Source organism: Cytobacillus sp. FSL R5-0569 (assembly GCF_038007265.1).
Taxonomy (GTDB): domain Bacteria; phylum Bacillota; class Bacilli; order Bacillales; family Cytobacillaceae; genus Cytobacillus; species Cytobacillus kochii.
This window is the reverse complement of sequence record NZ_JBBOWW010000001.1, coordinates 1,984,492-2,001,079: the sequence shown is the minus strand read 5'-3', so window position 1 is coordinate 2,001,079 and position 16,588 is coordinate 1,984,492. Positions and strand designations below refer to the sequence as shown.

14 protein-coding genes are annotated in these 16,588 nt (G+C 37.0%); 1 reads left to right on the top strand and 13 read right to left on the bottom strand.

Going from position 1 to position 16,588, the window contains the following annotated elements:
* Positions 1 to 174: 174 nt before the first annotated feature.
* The 11 genes from MKX78_RS10410 to dpaA all read right to left on the bottom strand — a co-directional run bounded on the left by MKX78_RS10410 (position 175) and on the right by dpaA (position 13,163).
* Positions 175 to 1,269, bottom strand: a complete 1,095-nt coding sequence (locus MKX78_RS10410) for a BMP family lipoprotein (protein WP_095369472.1) — start codon at positions 1,267 to 1,269, stop codon at positions 175 to 177.
* A gap of 50 nt (positions 1,270 to 1,319) precedes the next feature.
* The gene (locus tag MKX78_RS10405; protein ID WP_095369473.1) at positions 1,320 to 2,048 is read right to left on the bottom strand and encodes a GntR family transcriptional regulator; all 729 of its coding nucleotides are present in this window, start codon (positions 2,046 to 2,048) and stop codon (positions 1,320 to 1,322) included.
* A gap of 375 nt (positions 2,049 to 2,423) precedes the next feature.
* Positions 2,424 to 4,760: a DNA translocase FtsK gene (locus MKX78_RS10400; protein ID WP_095369474.1), complete on the bottom strand. Its 2,337-nt coding sequence runs from the start codon at positions 4,758 to 4,760 to the stop codon at positions 2,424 to 2,426.
* Positions 4,761 to 4,872: 112 nt separating this feature from the next.
* A complete protein-coding gene (locus MKX78_RS10395; protein ID WP_307314363.1) occupies positions 4,873 to 5,085 on the bottom strand; it encodes a YlzJ-like family protein in 213 nt (70 codons plus the stop codon).
* Entirely contained in the window at positions 5,082 to 5,804 is a 723-nt protein-coding gene (locus MKX78_RS10390; RefSeq protein WP_233435397.1) for a ClpP family protease, read from the bottom strand. Before MKX78_RS10390 ends, MKX78_RS10395 begins: the two co-directional genes overlap by 4 nt.
* Before the next feature lie 155 nt (positions 5,805 to 5,959).
* Positions 5,960 to 7,624, bottom strand: coding sequence for a ribonuclease J (locus tag MKX78_RS10385; protein WP_218971969.1), 1,665 nt, complete (start codon positions 7,622 to 7,624; stop codon positions 5,960 to 5,962).
* A 570-nt stretch (positions 7,625 to 8,194) separates the two neighbouring features.
* Positions 8,195 to 9,061, bottom strand: coding sequence for a 4-hydroxy-tetrahydrodipicolinate synthase (gene dapA / locus MKX78_RS10380; protein WP_095369477.1), 867 nt, complete (start codon positions 9,059 to 9,061; stop codon positions 8,195 to 8,197).
* A 25-nt stretch (positions 9,062 to 9,086) separates the two neighbouring features.
* Positions 9,087 to 10,319 (bottom strand): aspartate kinase, encoded by a 1,233-nt coding sequence (gene dapG / locus MKX78_RS10375; protein ID WP_307314365.1) that lies wholly within the window; start codon positions 10,317 to 10,319, stop codon positions 9,087 to 9,089.
* Between the two features lie 24 nt (positions 10,320 to 10,343).
* Complete coding sequence (gene asd, locus MKX78_RS10370; RefSeq protein WP_095369479.1) at positions 10,344 to 11,393, bottom strand: aspartate-semialdehyde dehydrogenase; 1,050 nt, start codon at positions 11,391 to 11,393, stop codon at positions 10,344 to 10,346.
* 271 nt (positions 11,394 to 11,664) lie between these two features.
* Positions 11,665 to 12,264 carry a dipicolinate synthase subunit B gene (gene dpaB / locus MKX78_RS10365; protein ID WP_095369480.1) on the bottom strand — a complete coding sequence of 200 codons (600 nt, stop codon included), beginning with the start codon at positions 12,262 to 12,264 and terminating at the stop codon, positions 11,665 to 11,667.
* Positions 12,261 to 13,163, bottom strand: a complete 903-nt coding sequence (gene dpaA, locus MKX78_RS10360; protein WP_095369481.1) for a dipicolinic acid synthetase subunit A — start codon at positions 13,161 to 13,163, stop codon at positions 12,261 to 12,263. Before dpaA ends, dpaB begins: the two co-directional genes overlap by 4 nt.
* A 268-nt stretch (positions 13,164 to 13,431) precedes the next feature.
* Between dpaA and MKX78_RS10355 the strand changes: the two genes are divergently transcribed.
* Entirely contained in the window at positions 13,432 to 14,091 is a 660-nt protein-coding gene (locus MKX78_RS10355; RefSeq protein ID WP_307314369.1) for a class I SAM-dependent methyltransferase, read from the top strand.
* 71 nt (positions 14,092 to 14,162) lie between these two features.
* Here the strand turns inward: MKX78_RS10355 and MKX78_RS10350 are convergent, their stop codons facing one another.
* The gene (locus MKX78_RS10350; protein ID WP_307314370.1) at positions 14,163 to 15,398 is read right to left on the bottom strand and encodes a M16 family metallopeptidase; all 1,236 of its coding nucleotides are present in this window, start codon (positions 15,396 to 15,398) and stop codon (positions 14,163 to 14,165) included.
* A 157-nt stretch (positions 15,399 to 15,555) separates the two neighbouring features.
* On the bottom strand, positions 15,556 to 16,521 hold the full coding sequence (locus tag MKX78_RS10345; RefSeq protein ID WP_307314372.1) for a polysaccharide deacetylase family protein: 966 nt from the start codon (positions 16,519 to 16,521) through the stop codon (positions 15,556 to 15,558).
* Between the last annotated feature and the right edge of the window lie 67 nt (positions 16,522 to 16,588).

Sequence of the window (16,588 nt, the reverse complement as noted above, 5' to 3'; positions counted from 1 at the left end):
ATGTAGTTAGAGGTCAGACCTCGCTTTTTATTTATGATTGATTGAACATCCATGAATGAAATTTTAGGCTTATCTTTAAAAACCTAATTGAAAAGGATAATTTGTTATTCTTTTCAATTAACCTTTTAAGTTAAAAAGGAATAAGAGATTTCAAGTCCCTTATTCCTTTCCTCATTACTCTGCTGTAAATGCCTTCGCTTCTTCTACTGATTGAGGAGGAGTAACTTCTCCACTCTTAATTTTTTCAATCCATTCGTTTACTTGTGTTTCAACTTCCGCTTTGGCAGCGAACTCTTCGTTGATTGGTGCCAAAGTCACTCCATCTTCATTTAAACCGTAAACAGTAGTTTCGCCACCAGGGAAGTTCCCATCTTTTGCTTTAGTAGCGATATCTTGTACAGCAACGTCTACACGTTTCATAGCAGATGTAAGGATAATATTATGATCTCCGACTACCCCTTCTGCTGATTGGTCTGCGTCAACACCAATTGCCCAAAGTTCTCTCTCTGGATCTTTTCCTTTTAAGTCACGTGCTTCTTTGAATAATCCATTACCTGTTCCACCAGCCGCATGGAAGATGACATCAATGCCAGAAGCATACATCTTAGAGGCTATTGATTGACCAAGCTCTGCTTTGTCAAATGCACCTGAGTAATTGCTTTCTACTTTAATATCTGGATTTACAGCTCTAACACCTGCAATAAACCCTGCTTCAAAGCGTTCAATAACAGGAAGTTCCATACCGCCGATAAAACCAACTGTATCCCCTTTTGTTGCATTTGCAGCAACGACACCAGCTAAGAAACCTGACTCTTGTTCTTTAAACATAATGCTAGCTACATTATCTGCCTCTACTTCTGAATCAATAATTGAAAATTGGCTATCTTTTTGTTGTTCGGCAATTTCAGCAATCGCATCATGCATCATCGCTCCAACACCAAACACTAAATTGAATTTTTGACGAGTTAAGTTATTTAAATTTGTTGCATAATCAGCATCAGATTGGGATTGAAGGTAAGTGTATCCACCTTTACCTTCTTCTAAGCCATTGTCTTCACCAAAAGCTTTAATCCCTTCCCATGCAGATTGGTTAAATGATTTATCATCTACGCCACCAACATCTGTTACCATTGCAACCGTGAATGACTCTTCTTTGTTGCCTTCTGAACTTGATCCTTTTTCGTTTTCTTCTGAAGAACCACATGCTCCTAAAATGGTACCTGCTGCTAGTGCAAAAGAAAGTACTAATCCAAGTTTACGTTTTTTCATTTTGCTCCCCCTTAAGGAATTGGTTTACATTAGTAGATGAGTATGATTGATTAGTTAATCCGTTTTCTAAGAACATGGAAGCTAAATTTGTCTGCTCTAAAATAGTTAACCGAGAGGAGTAATGGCTCGTCTTGTTCAGTGTAATGCATCTGCTTAAGAACGAGTAGAGCTGTCTCAGGGCTACAATCTAAAATAGGTGAGACCTTCTCGTGATAACCAATCGGTTCAATTTCAGAGACCGCATATGTAATTCTTCTGCCTGTTTTTTCTTCCAAATTTTCAAAAATAGATTCTTTTTCCCAAGAGATAGAGTCTGGAATATGCTTCGCCAACATTTTATCCAAGCAATGAACAACAGGTTCACCATTTGCCGTTCTCACCCGTTCTACTACTAAGATTTCTTCATCTGCTGAACAGGAAAAAAGTCTGATATCTTCCTCACTTGGACATTGCGTCTCTGAGCTAAGGAATATAGTCCCAGGTTGCATACCTGCTTGGGTAATCATATTAGTGATACTATTTAACTGTTCAATTCCTGATGTAAATAATGGCTTTGTATTTACGAACGTGCCGACACCGTGTCTACGAATAATGACATTCTCTTCTTCTAATATCCTTAATGCCTCTCTTAATGTCGCACGACTGACACCTAATTGTTTGGCAAGATCAAATTCTGAAGGTAATTTTTCTCTCTCTTTATAAATTCCTTTATCAATATCTTGCTTCAAACGATCAATTACTTGTAAATACAAATGGCGGCTATCTGACTTAATAGACATGCTGTGCTCCTCCAAATCCAAATCTCAAGACATCAGACCTCTGATGTTCAATCATCTCTACTAATCGAAAATACTATACCATTTTTCTAAATATAAAGAAACATATTTTTCAAAAAATGTCGAAAAAGATAGTGAAAAAAGTGAATATTTTTCACATTTGTTGACTCATAGTTGATGTCTTAAAGAGTTTTGTTTATTTATTTTCCCTTTCGTTATAGGCTTCTTTTGATAAAAATCAAATGCTACTAAAATATTTTAGAAACCTTTTAAAAAAAGAATAGGTCATATTTATAATAAATATTAACCTATTCTTTGTACATACTTTCTTTCAATTGTTGATTAAAGCTGTGTTGCTAAAAAGCGTTAAATATATTTTTAAGAAGATGCCTCATCCATACTTTGGCTGACGAGTACTGTTCTTGGTTTACTTCCCTCATAAGGTCCGACGATTCCTCGCAGCTCCATTTCATCAATTAACCTCGCTGCTCGCGTATAACCGATACGGAACCTCCTTTGCAACATGGAAACAGAGGCTGTTTGCATTTCAATGACAAGCTCAACTGCTTCATCATATAATTTGTCATCAACTTCACTTGCTTGTGAATCTGGTAAATCATCGGGAATCATTTCTTCTTGATATTGCGCTTTTTGCTGACCAATGACAAAATCAACAATTTCTTCTACTTCATCATCCGATAAAAATGCGCCTTGTACCCGAATAGGTTTTGATGCGCCGACTGGCATAAATAACATATCGCCTCTTCCTAATAACTTCTCTGCTCCGCCCATGTCTAAAATCGTCCTTGAATCCGTCATAGAAGAAACAGCAAACGCAATTCTTGATGGAATATTTGCTTTTATCACACCGGTGATGACATCTACTGAAGGACGTTGAGTCGCAATGATTAGATGAATACCAGCTGCCCTAGCCATTTGTGCTAATCTAGTGATTGCATCCTCAACATCCGATGAAGCAACCATCATTAAGTCCGCTAACTCATCAACAATAACAACGATGTAAGGGAGTAGTGGTTGCTTAGCTTCCTCTATTTTATTTTGCCTTTTTATAAATTCATTATAACCTTCTATGTTTCTTGTGCCTGTATGGGAGAATAATTCATATCTTCTCTCCATTTCGCTTACAACCTTTTTCAGTGCTTGAGAAGCTTTTTTGGCATTTGTCACAACAGGCGCTAATAAATGTGGGACGCCATTATATACATTAAGCTCTACCATTTTTGGGTCAATCATCATCAATTTCACTTCATGAGGTTTCGCTCTCATTAAAATACTAGTAATAATGCCATTAATACAAACACTCTTCCCACTTCCTGTCGCTCCAGCGACGAGCAAATGCGGCATTTTATTCAACTCTGCCGTGACAGCTTCGCCAGTAATATCTCTTCCTAAACCGATTAATAGTTTTGAATCATTGCGATCTTTACCTTTAGGTTCAATGACCTCTCTTAAGGAAACCATCGCAACTTCTGAATTCGGTACCTCTATCCCGATAGCTGATTTTCCTGGAATTGGTGCTTCAATTCGGATATCTTTTGCTGCTAAAGCAAGTGCTAAGTCGTCACTTAAACTAACAATTTTACTCACTTTCACACCTACATCAGGATGTACTTCATATTTGGTTACTGCCGGTCCAAGATGAACTTGGGTTACTTTAGCTTTGACACCAAAGCTTTGGAAGGTTCTCTCAAGCTTTGCTGCATTATCATGAATAAGTTTATATTCACCGCTTTGGTCGGTGTGATTAGGTGCCTTTAATAATTTCATTGGTGGTAGTTTATAATCCTTATTTTCCACTTCTGTAAATGTAATCGGTGGTACAGTCTCATCTTGCTGCTCTTCGTCCTCCGGTTGTCTCTCGCTTATCCCTTGTACCGGGACTGTAACATCTTGTTCTTGATCATAAGCATTTTGAGAAAAACTAGAAATAATTGGTTCTTCTGGTGTATTGTCTTTATCCATGTCTTCTGAGCTGTTATGGATTGTTATTGCCCGCTCTTCTTGATTCTCTTTACTTCTTCTCGTACGAGGTTTAGCATTGCGCTTATTCTTTTTACTTACCCAACCTTTTACATCATCAAGAAATGCTAGCCATTGTTTTTTTAGAAATTGAGCAAATGAAATGGTCATATCGCCCATCGCAGGGCCAAAAGTTTTCCCTGTAATTAATATAATTCCTACGATAATCAAGAGGAATGCAATAATTTTTGAGCCAGCTTCATCAAATAAATAATAGAAAACGGCAAACATTAATGCTCCAATCATGCCTCCACCTAAATCTGAAGTGCTGGCTTGATTTGTCACCTCACCCCAATAGAGACGCCATGTATTCATGATTACACTTGGGTCGGTAAATGCTCCCCCATTTGAAAGTAATTCAAATAACGTTACATGACTTAATAAAAGAAGTGCACTAATGATGAAGTACATGCCCACTAATTTCATATGAAAGAGATCAGGTCTCTCCCTTTTCCACATTAGAAATCCTGCATAAATCACTAATCCAATTAAACAAAGCATGTACCATTCGCCGGTAAAAAACCTGAAAAAAAGTACGATTGCTCCACCTACTGCCCCTAATTTCGCTATAGCAATCACTGCTAATGCGAGCATCACTAGAGCAGTTAATTCATATTTTAAAGTTTGTCTCACTTGTTGCTTTTTTCGCGTTTTACGCTTCTTTTTTTTCGCCATTTTATCACCTGATTTATAAGTACTTGAATGATGCATGAAAGAAGAGAGCAGCCTTTTAGTGGCTGCTCTACGTTTGTTCATTTATTATAGCATAATTTCATCCATCTTTTACTTAACTGAGGGTGATTTTTACTCCAGGTCCAATATTTTCATTCATGAAATCATTTGGGTCCGTACTCATTACTTGGATTACACGATATTCAGAACCACTAGTTAATTCCACTAGTAACGGGATACCTTCAAAGTTAACCACTTTTTGTTTCGCATATTCAGATGATTCAGCTTGGTATATCCATTCACTTGGCATGGCTGTATATAATATCATTGCACAAGCCCCTCCTGATGTTCATTGTTTTCAATTAACTCCTCAAGTTTTTTTAATGCTGGGCCAATACCACCTACTTCATTAATCAAACCAAATTCAACAGCATCAGCACCAATCACATTCGTTCCAATATCTCTTGTCAAATTTCCTTTAGCAAACATTAAGTCTTTAAACTTCTCTTCAGTAATCTGTGAGTGTTTTGTTACAAAGTTAATGACGCGTTCTTGCATTTTATCTAAATACTCAAAAGTTTGTGGCACCCCAATTACTAAGCCGGTTAACCGAATGGGGTGAATGGTCATCGTTGCTGATTCAGCAATATAGGCATAATCACAAGATACGGCTATAGGTACACCTATTGAGTGTCCACCACCTAACACGATTGAAACTGTAGGTTTCGACAATGATGCTAACATTTCAGCAAGCGCTAATCCTGCTTCTACATCTCCACCTACAGTATTTAATATTACTAACAAACCTTCTATTTTTGGATTTTGCTCAATGGCTACAATCTGAGGGATAAGATGTTCATATTTTGTTGTCTTATTTTGTGGCGGTAGTTGTAAATGCCCTTCTATTTGTCCAACGATAGTCAAACAGTGAATTTTGGAATCTTGAGATAGTTGCGGTACATTTGTTTGACCTAATTGCTGTATCTTTTCCATTAAAGGCGATTGTTTATCTTCTTTAGGTTGTTGCTCTTGATCATTCCCATTCATTTCAAAATCCATAAGACTTCTCCCTTCAAACTTTTATATATTTAGTATGAACAGGGATGGGATTTTCATTCTACTAATGCTTTTAGAAACGAAGATATCTATTATCGAAATAAAAATATAAGCAGGCAACCACGAATACGTAATTGCCTGCTTTTTTAGGACTCCATAATTATCGGTAAGATCATCGGACGACGTTTTGTTTTATCAAATAAGAACTGATTGAGACCTTCTCTCATATCTTGTTTGATACCTGACCAGTCAAAAGCTTCTTTCGATAGTTTGGCTTCAACAATTTCTTTTACCAATTTGCTTGCTTCTGCAAGTAATTCTTCAGATTCTCTAACATAAACAAAGCCTCTTGTAATAATTTCTGGTCCTGCTGAAATGATTTTTTGTTTTTTGTTTAACGTAACAACCACAAGTAATATTCCATCTTGAGATAATAACTTACGATCTCTAAGGACAATATTACCAACATCACCTACACCACTGCCATCAATTAATACATGTCCGGTTGGGATTTTCCCCACATTTTTCATGGTTCCTTTTGCTATTTCATATAATTCTCCCTTTTCAGGAATAAAAATAGCTTCACTTTCCATACCAGTCGACTCAGCTACTTTTGCATGTGCCTTTAACATCCTATATTCTCCATGAACAGGAAAGAAATATCTCGGATTCATTAAATTAATCATGAATTTAAGCTCTTCTTTGCTACCATGACTAGATGTATTAAAACTCCCTTTACCTGAGACCACATGTGCTCCGCCCCTGAACAATACATCAACTGTTTTTGATAAATAAACTTCCGAACCTCTCAAAGGAGAAGCAAAGAATATCACATAATCTCCAGATTGAATATGCACTTGACGGTGAGAGTTTTTCGCCATCTTATACAGCGCATCAATTGGCTCTCCTTGCGTACCTGTCACTAAATAAATGATTTCTTCATCTGCCAAGTTTTTCACATCGTTCATAGAAACCATTACGTCTTCATAAATATCCAAAAACCCTAATCTGATGGCAATATCATATATTTTTTGCAAACTTCTTCCTACTATTGCTACTTTTCGGTTAGTCTGTTTCGCAGCGTCAAATACTTGTTGAATCCTAATTAACTCAGACGCAAATGTAGCTACTACGACTCTCCCTTTTGCTTGATAAAAATGCTTCACTAAATCATCTAATACTTCAGCTTCAGATTTTGTGTAGCCCGGCTTTTCTGCTTCTGTACTATCAGATAATAAGCACAAAACGCCATTTTCTCCGATTTTAGCCATTTTTCCAATTTCGGCTTTATAAAGTGGGCCAGCCGCTTGGTCAAATTTAAAATCCCCAGTGTAGACGATACTGCCTTGTGAGGTATGAATACATACCCCAACACTGTCTGGGATGCTATGATTTGTTTTAAAAAATGAAATTTCACAATGATCAAAGTGTAGTTCAGTATCACTATGTATTTCCACTAGTTTAGCTTTCCCTTTAAATCCTTGCTCTTTCATTTTTGCTTTTGCTAACGCAATCGTAAGCTTAGTTCCGTATACCGGGGCCTCAATTTGACGAAGCAAATAAGATAAAGCTCCAATATGGTCTTCATGTCCGTGGGTTAAAAATACTCCTTGCACACGATCTTTTTGTTGAATAAGATAGGTGAAATCTGGAATAACCGTATCAATTCCAAGCATTTCGTTCTCTGGAAGCATTAAACCTGCATCGATTACGAATAAATCCTCATCAACTTCGATTATGTACATATTCTTTCCTAATTCACCAACTCCACCTAGTGCTGCTAACTTGATGCTTTCGTTCTGTCTTTTCACTTATGTATCCTCCTATAGTTCATTCACCCGATCAAAATCAGTTATTCCCATTATACTTTAACTAAGAAAATAATAACAACCAAATTTATGCATTTTTGCGGTTATTAAGCAATTTATCCAGTTAAATTAAGTAATTAAACACTTTAGTAATTAAAGAAGACGGCACAATAAAGGATAATTTTACTTTAGCAAATACTCTCCTCAAAAAGTGATACCTAATATCAAGTTTTTAATAATTCAGTTAGTCTTGCTTTTAAAAAAGAGAACGTAAAAGACTCAAGAAACGTGTAAACTTCCTTCATCCAGATTGATATATTGGGTTTGGATTTAACAAGGACTAAATAGTAGTAATCAAGGATTTAAATATCTCTAGTTCAGCTAGTATGTGAAAACTTCTCCAAGGATAGCTGCACTACTTATGTTTGCTCAATATATTTTAGATTTGTGTGAAATATACGAAGAGCCCCCTTTTTACTCCACTATCCAGTGTAAATATGTTATGGCATCACAAAAAAAATCTGAACAATTCAAACCCTAAGGTGGGAATGAACGTTCAGATTTTTTTGCTAACTATTTAATAATGGCAATCAGTGTAGCTCTTTCTTGTTCAGAAAGTGGTACCATTGGTAAACGCACCGAACCGACATCAAGGCCTTTGACCTGCAAAGCGGTTTTAACTGGTACAGGACTTGGCGCTGCAAACATCGCTTCCATTATTGGTAGTAAGGATTGGTGCAATTTTGCAGCCTCTTGATAGTGTCCATCTAAAAATGCTTGCACCATTTCTTGAATTTCAGAGCCGATTATATGTGAGGCCACTGATACAACACCTGCTCCACCAATGGATAAGACTGGTAAAGCGATACCATCGTCGCCACTATATAACAAGAAATCGTCATCTGTTTCAGCGATAATCTTCGTCATTGCATTAAGATCACCACTCGCTTCTTTTACAGAGACAATATTTTTAATCTTGGATAGTTCAATAATTGTTTCAGGTGCAATATTAACAGATGATCGACCTGGAATATTATATAACATAACAGGTAAATCTGTACTTGCTGCGATCGCTTTAAAATGTTCATATAAGCCAGCTTGGTTTGGCTTATTGTAATAAGGAGCGACTAACATGATGGCATCTACACCAATTTCTGCTGCTTTTTTCGTTAATTCAATGGATGAGTAAGTATTATTGCTACCTGTACCGGCAATAACTGGCACGCGTCCATCCGTTACCTTCACTACATGTTTAAACAAAGCAAGCTTTTCTTCTTTCGTTAACGTAGGTGATTCGCCTGTTGTTCCAGCAACAACAAGAGAATCTGTCCCATTCTCAATCAAATGATTGATCAACTGAGTTGTCTTTGCAAAATCAATATGCCCATTGATATCGAATGGCGTAACCATTGCTGTTGAAACTCTTCCGAATAAAACCATTTTTACACCTCTTTTTAATAATCACTTATATCATTTCTACTTGATCTTTTTCTAAATGAAAGGCATCATGGAGTGCATTGACTGCTTTCGGCAAATCTTCTTGTTCAACTAAAACCCAAATAGTCGTATGGCTATCTGCTGATTGCATAATTCTAATGCCTTGTTCCGAAAGTGCTGTTACAATTTTAGAGGCAACACCAGGTACACCTTGCATACCTGCACCGACAACTGAAACTTTCGCACAGCCTCTTTCCACTTTTGGTTCATGACCTAATCCATTTAAAATTTGTATCGCTTTATCGGTCATTTCTTCGGTCACTGTATAGGTTACTCCATGTGGATAAATATTAATGAAATCAACGCTAATGCCTTCTTTAGCCATTGCCTTAAAAACCTCTGATTGTAGGTCATACTGATTTTCTTTAGCAACCACTTTAATTTGCGTAATATTCGCTACATGTGCAATCCCGGTAACCGGCCTTTCTTTTATATCTGTTCCTCTACTTTGTTTCGTAACAGCCGTAACTAGCGTCCCTAAACCGTCTGTATAAGTGGAACGGATACGAATGGGAATTTTTGATTGCATCGCGATTTCAACTGCTCGTGGATGAATAACCTTTGCACCTTGATAAGCCATATTGCAAACTTCCGTATAAGTTACGACATCCAAAGAACGTGCATTCTGTGCAATCCGCGGATCAGCTGTCATAATCCCTTCAACATCTGTGAATATATCAATCCACTCTGCATTAAGGGCAGAACCTAGCGCAGCTGCTGAAGTATCACTACCGCCACGTCCAATCGTCGTTGTATCACCGTTTCTAGCTGATCCTTGAAAGCCTGCAACGACAACAACATCATGTAATTCTAACTCGTTTTTTAAACGTTCACATTTCATATCAATAATTTTCGCATTCATATGATCATGATTTGTACGAAAACCAGCTTGCGCACCTGTTAATGCGGTCGCCGTTAGCTCATTTTCTAAAAGCATATTCGTAAATACAACACTTGAAATAACTTCTCCACAAGATAGTAATAAATCTGTTTCACGTTTATTGATTTTGGCAAGGGGCGCACCAACAAGTGATAATAACGTGTCTGTTGCATAAGGGTCTCCCTTTCTTCCCATTGCAGAAACAACAACTACCACTTTGAACCCTTCCTGAACGGCATTTTTAATATGCCTTAATGCATGACTCCTGCCTTCTTCATTTTTTACCGATGTACCGCCAAATTTTTGAACGACGATTTTCATCTTAACACCTCGAGTAATTGCAATTTATTTCACTAACTTTAATTTAACAAGACTTTCTGCGATTTGTACAGAATTCCAGGCTGCACCTTTTAGTAGATTATCAGAAACGACCCACATATGGAACCCTTTTGGCTCATCTAAGTCATTGCGAATCCGACCGACGAACACTTCTGATTTACCAACACAATCTGCTGGCATTGGATAAATTTGCTGTTCAGGGTCATCTTGTAGTTCTATACCTGGTGCGGTACTTAACAAAGCTTTTATATCCTTTGCGTTAATGCCTTCCTGATCAATCTCAAAATACACAGATTCAGAATGACCAGTTCCTACGGGTAGACGAACACAAGTCGCAGCGACTGGTAAAGAAGGCAGATGCATAATTTTTTTCGTTTCATTAATCATTTTCATTTCTTCAAATGTATAACCGTTATCAACAAATTTATCTATTTGAGGAATGGCGTTAAAAGCGATTTGATAATGCTTTTTATCACCCTTTACTGGCAATACTTCAGGCGTGTATGCTTGATTATCTAGGATCGCTCTTGTTTGCTCTTGCAATTCATCAATAGCTGCTTGCCCTGAGCCAGAGACTGCTTGATAAGTGGAGACAATCACTTTATTTAAACCAAATGCTTTTCTAATCGGTTCAAGCGCTACAACCATTTGAATGGTTGAACAATTGGGATTGGCAATGATGCCATTATGGTTATGCAAGTCTTCTTCATTTACTTCAGGTACGATGAGTGGAGTATTTTCATCCATACGGAATGCACTCGTATTATCAACCACAATTGCTCCTCTCTTTACCGCTTCTGGAGCTAATTGTTTAGATACACTTCCCCCTGCACTAAACAAGGCAATATCTACACCTTCAAAACTATCAGGTGTAGCTTCTTCTACAGTATATTCCTTACCGTTATATTGAATCTTCTTCCCAGCTGAGCGAGACGAAGATAATACTTTCAACGTTGATATCGGAAAAGCACGCTCTTCCAATGTTTTTAACATTTGTTCACCTACTGCTCCTGTTGCTCCTACTACAGCTACATGGAAGTCTTTTTTCTCTGTCATAACCATTTCTCCTTCCGGCCAACATAATGATTGATATTTTTTAGTTTACCTTTCAGCTAACAAACAAGTGAGCGACTATCTTTCAGTCGTATTTCAGCTATGAGAGCGAGCTAGAGATAGTATACTAAGATTATTTTATATTTTATCATATTCCCGCATTAAAAAATAAAATTTTATGAGAAAACATGGCTTATCGCCAAGTCTACTGGCGAAAGCCGTCGTCTGCTAAATATTCATGAGTTAACAAAAGGAACTATGATAAATCTCGAACTTAGTTACCATCTTTGTATCTTTCTACAATGACTGGCTGAATCTGTTCACCATTTATTGCTTTCACTATTGTATCAGATAATGCGGTCATACGGGCGACCATTGAGTTCGGTTTCTTCACCGGGTCATCTTGCCCAAATGGGATAAAATAAATATTTTTTGTTGACATTAAACGCATGAGATTTGTGCCATTTAAGCCAAGTGCATCATTAGTCGATATACCTAGTACAACTGGTTTTTCGTTCCTTAATGTTGCTTTGGCAGCCATAAGCACTGGAGAATCTGTCATAGCATTTGCAAATTTACTCATGGAGTTTCCTGTTAATGGGGCAACAACCATGCAATCTAATGGGATTTTCGGACCTAATGGTTCTGCTTTTACAATAGAATCGATGACTTTATTCCCAGTCACTTCTTCTATTCTTTTAATCCAATCTTCTCCATCGCCAAATCTTGTCACCGTGTTTTGAACTGTAAAAGTCACGACTGGTATTACTTCAGCTCCTGCCCCGACTAACTTCTCTATTTCCGGAAAAACGGCATCATATGTGCAATGCGACCCAGTTAACCCGAATCCTATTTTTTTCCCTTTTAAATTCATGATTGTTTATCCTCCCTTTCATCAAAATTAGCCAAAATCAATTGTGAAAGAACATTAGCTAAAATACGTCCCGCTGTTTTTGGTGCAACGATTCCTGGAAGGCCAGGTGCTAATAGTGCTTTGACCCCGCGTTTCTCTGCGTACCTAAAGTCCGTACCACCCGGTTTAGAAGCTAAATCAATAATGAGCGTATGAACTGGCATTTTCGCTATTACTGACGCCACCACGACTTGTACGGGAATTGTATTAATGCATATATCTGTATCCACAACGGCTTCTTCAATATCACTCAAATGAAAAGGCGTAAGACCCATTTCAGTTATTCTCGCTATATGCTCGCTTTTTCTAGCTCCTACTTTCACTTTAGCTCCTAAAGCATGAAATGCACGAGCTATACTCATACCTGTTCTTCCTAGTCCTAATACAGTCACATTTGATCCGTGAATTGTAAAATCAGTATGTTGAATGGCCATCATTAATGCACCTTCAACAGTGGGGATTGAATTGTATATTGCGACATCATCACGATTAAATAATTGAACAACTTCACGATCTGCTTTGGTTGAAATTTCTTGAAGATAAGGAGGATTAATACCAGAATAAATTTTACAATGTTGCGGTGTTTTCTTTAAAATTTCTTCATTTATTGTAATTTTTTCATTAGAGAAAATTGTATCAATCTGTCCATCCACCCCAGCCCCAGGCACTGGCAATATAATGGCGTCAATGCATGTAAAGTCAACTTCATCTAACTTCTCCTTTACTGCACCAGAAAAAGCGTGGTCAAGCTGTTCAAAACCAACTAAATATAATTTTGCATCCAATTCTGTCAGCTTACGAATGACCTCAAGCTGCCTTGCATCTCCGCCGATCACTGCAATTTGTAATCCTGTCAGCATGCAACACTCACCTTCTTTTAAAGAACTTTTTATGTTCTTTTACTCAATTACTTCAACATCTTATGTAGAAATGACCTATTCGGTGAGTTCTCTAACAAAGAATAGACTCTAAGTTTGAACCTTAGTTGTGAAGAGAAGATTGATAAGGAATGAAGGACGAAACTCCTTACTTTAAAAAAACATTTTAAATAAGAAAAGTTATTAAATAGTGAGGTAGCGACTCATCTTTATTCACATACAATAAAATGCTAAGTGAGGAGGAAATGAAATGAAAAACATAACAGATTCTAGGTTTATTACAACTGACGATCCGAAATCTCAGCAGTTTGTCTTCCAGTTACCTAAGGAATGGGAAACAAGACCCTATGAGTATGAATGGGCAAAAAATTTTGCAGACAAAAATGAAATTGTTCTCGATGCAGCCTGTGGATTGGGGCATCCCTTAAAATTTTATCTAAGTGAGATATGCAAACACACTTTTGCCTGTGATATCGATGAGAGATTATTAGACAGAAAAGCCATTTTGTTAGATATGAAGGAAACATATACACATGACGACATACAAGAAGGAAATGTACAGCGATTGTTAAACAACTTATCTATGAATTGCTGTTCCTTAACTGATTTACCATACAGTGGGCAACTATTTGATAAAATCTTCTGTATTTCCGTTATTGAACATTTAAGTATTGAGGATATATATAAAAGCCTTGTAGAGTTTAAACGTGTATTAAAAGAGGATGGACTTATTATTTTAACATGTGATTATCCTACCATCGATCTAGACATGTTCAATCGTATGATTCACGAAGCTGGATTAACCTTTTTTGATCATGTGACCTTCACCCGACCTTCTAATGTCCTCACATCAACTATATGGGGAGAATTAAGTTGTTTTCGTGCGGTTTTAAAAAAGAACAAAGGCTAAAGAAAATATAATTTTTATAATAAAAAAGAACAATTTCCTATCTTAACAAACGGGAAATTGTTCTCTTTTATTTATAGCCCTTGAGGTAATTCACCATCTGGACTAATTAAGGCTAATGAGTAGTCATCTGTAAAGATCTTTTTCGCCATTTCATTGACTTCATCCATTGATACTTCATCAATTTCTTCAATAATTTTATCTAATGTACGATGAGATCCAAGCAATAGTTCATTTTTGCCGTTACGGCTCATGCGACTATTTGTACTTTCTAAACTTAGCATTAAGCCACCTTTTAATTGCTCTTTACTATTGACTAATTCTTTTTCTGTTATTCCGTTTCGTTTTAAAACGTCTAATGTGTTCTGAATCGTTTCGAAAAGAACATTCATTTGTTTCGCACCGGTACCGCCATATATTGTAACCAAACCACTATCTTTAAAAGAAGAGTGATAAGAAAACACAGAGTAAGCGAGCCCCTTATCTTCCCTCACATCTTGGAATAAGCGACTACTCATGCTACCACCAAGAATATTATTTAGAACGATCAACTGATACATATCATCATGACCGACTGGAAGTCCGTTAAACCCTAAACAAAGATGCGCTTGTTCCGTTTCTTTCTTTCTGGCGATCTTATTATTGTGAAAAGTAGGTACTGTTTCGTTTACTGCCGGACTACCACCTGTATATGTACCAAAATGCGACTCAACTTCTTTAATAAATGATTCAGGCACATTACCTGCAATGGAGATGACGACATTCTCAGGTATATAGTGATTATGCATATAGTCTCTTAATGTGTCCCCGTTAAACGTTTCTAGTGTTTCTTCCGTTCCGAGTATAGGGTACCCCAATGAATGACTTTCATATACACCCTTGCTTAAAACATCATGGACAATATCATCCGGTGTATCTTCATACATTTTAATTTCTTCGTAGACAACATTTTTCTCTTTTTTCAACTCTTCGTTATCGAAGGAAGAGTTGAAAAACATATCTGCTAGTACATCTAACGCAAATGAGGCGTGAGTATCCAGTACTTTTGCGTAATAGCATGTATATTCCTTTGATGTGAAAGCGTTCACTTGTCCACCAATACTATCAAAAGACTCCGCTATTTCTCTAGCTGTTTTTGACTCTGTACCTTTAAAAATCATATGTTCAAGAAAGTGGGAAATCCCATTATTCTCTTTATCTTCATTTCTTGATCCTGTTCCAATCCAAACGCCAATGGCAACAGAGCGGACAGTCGGAATATTTTCTAATACGATTCTTGTTCCATTTTTGCAAGTATATCTTTTAATCAAGCATGCTCCTCCTGTTCTGTTTGCAAGCTGTCTTTTTTTCGAATGATACGAAATGCTTTTCAAAACAACTGTTTATCATTCATTAGAAAAAAAGACTCATGATGGTAGAATAACATAAGTGTATCTATTGTTGCTATTTTTTGCAAAATCTCGCTTGTTATTTTTTCGGCTTTTCGTGTGATCCGATTCTTTCCTCTGATAATAAGGATGTCACTGTCCCAATTTGTAAGTCTTTGTCTTTAATCCCTACAATCATTCTGTCCAGTGCATTTGCTGTTGATTCTGTTGGATGCATTAAGACCATTGAACCATTTTCTACTTTATTGACTACACGATTAATAATCGTTTCAGGTGATGGTTTTTGCCAATCTATCGTATCGACAGTCCACATCACAGTAAGTAGTCCTTGCCCATTAGCAATGTTGACGGTTTGATTACGATAACTACCACTTGGGGGGGCAAACCATTTCACCTTTTGTTCAGTCGTCGCCTCTATGACTTCGTTAGTTTTCGCAATTTCTTCTTTTGTTTTTTGATCAGAAGCAACTTTCAAATCAGGATGCGTATAAGAATGATTGCCAATTTCGTGCCCTGCGGCAACAATCATTTTTGCTAAATCAGGGTTATTTTGCGTCCATCTTCCTTCTAAAAAAAACGTTGCTTTTACATTATGTTTCTTTAATGTTTCCAACATTTTAGGAAGATACTCATTTCCCCAAGCTACATTAATTAATAAACTAACCATCGGCTTGTCTGGATGGCCCTTATAAATCGGTGAAGGTTCTAAATCTTCTAGATGGATTTTTGGTTTTACTTCGGAAAATACGAGTTTCTCTTTATCAAAGGACCCGTCCTTTTTCATCTTTTTATAAGATGCATTCACATCAACCTTTAGTCCATTTAATCCTGGAATCGCCTTCCATACTCTATCTATAACAGCATCCTCGGCAGGTACTTCAAACGTCTTCGCTTGCTCCTTTATTTCTATTAAAAGCGGATCATCTACTTTACTTACCGATATGCTTTCATTCAGGGCTAAAGACATATATTGATCTGTAAACGGGTTCGCAACGATTAAAAATCCACTAATGACTATTACCAGCGTGTATCCAATTTTTCTCATAACACCAGCCTCCCTCTTCATTAAAATATGTTAAAGGAGGACAAGGTAGAACAGTTTAACTATTTGA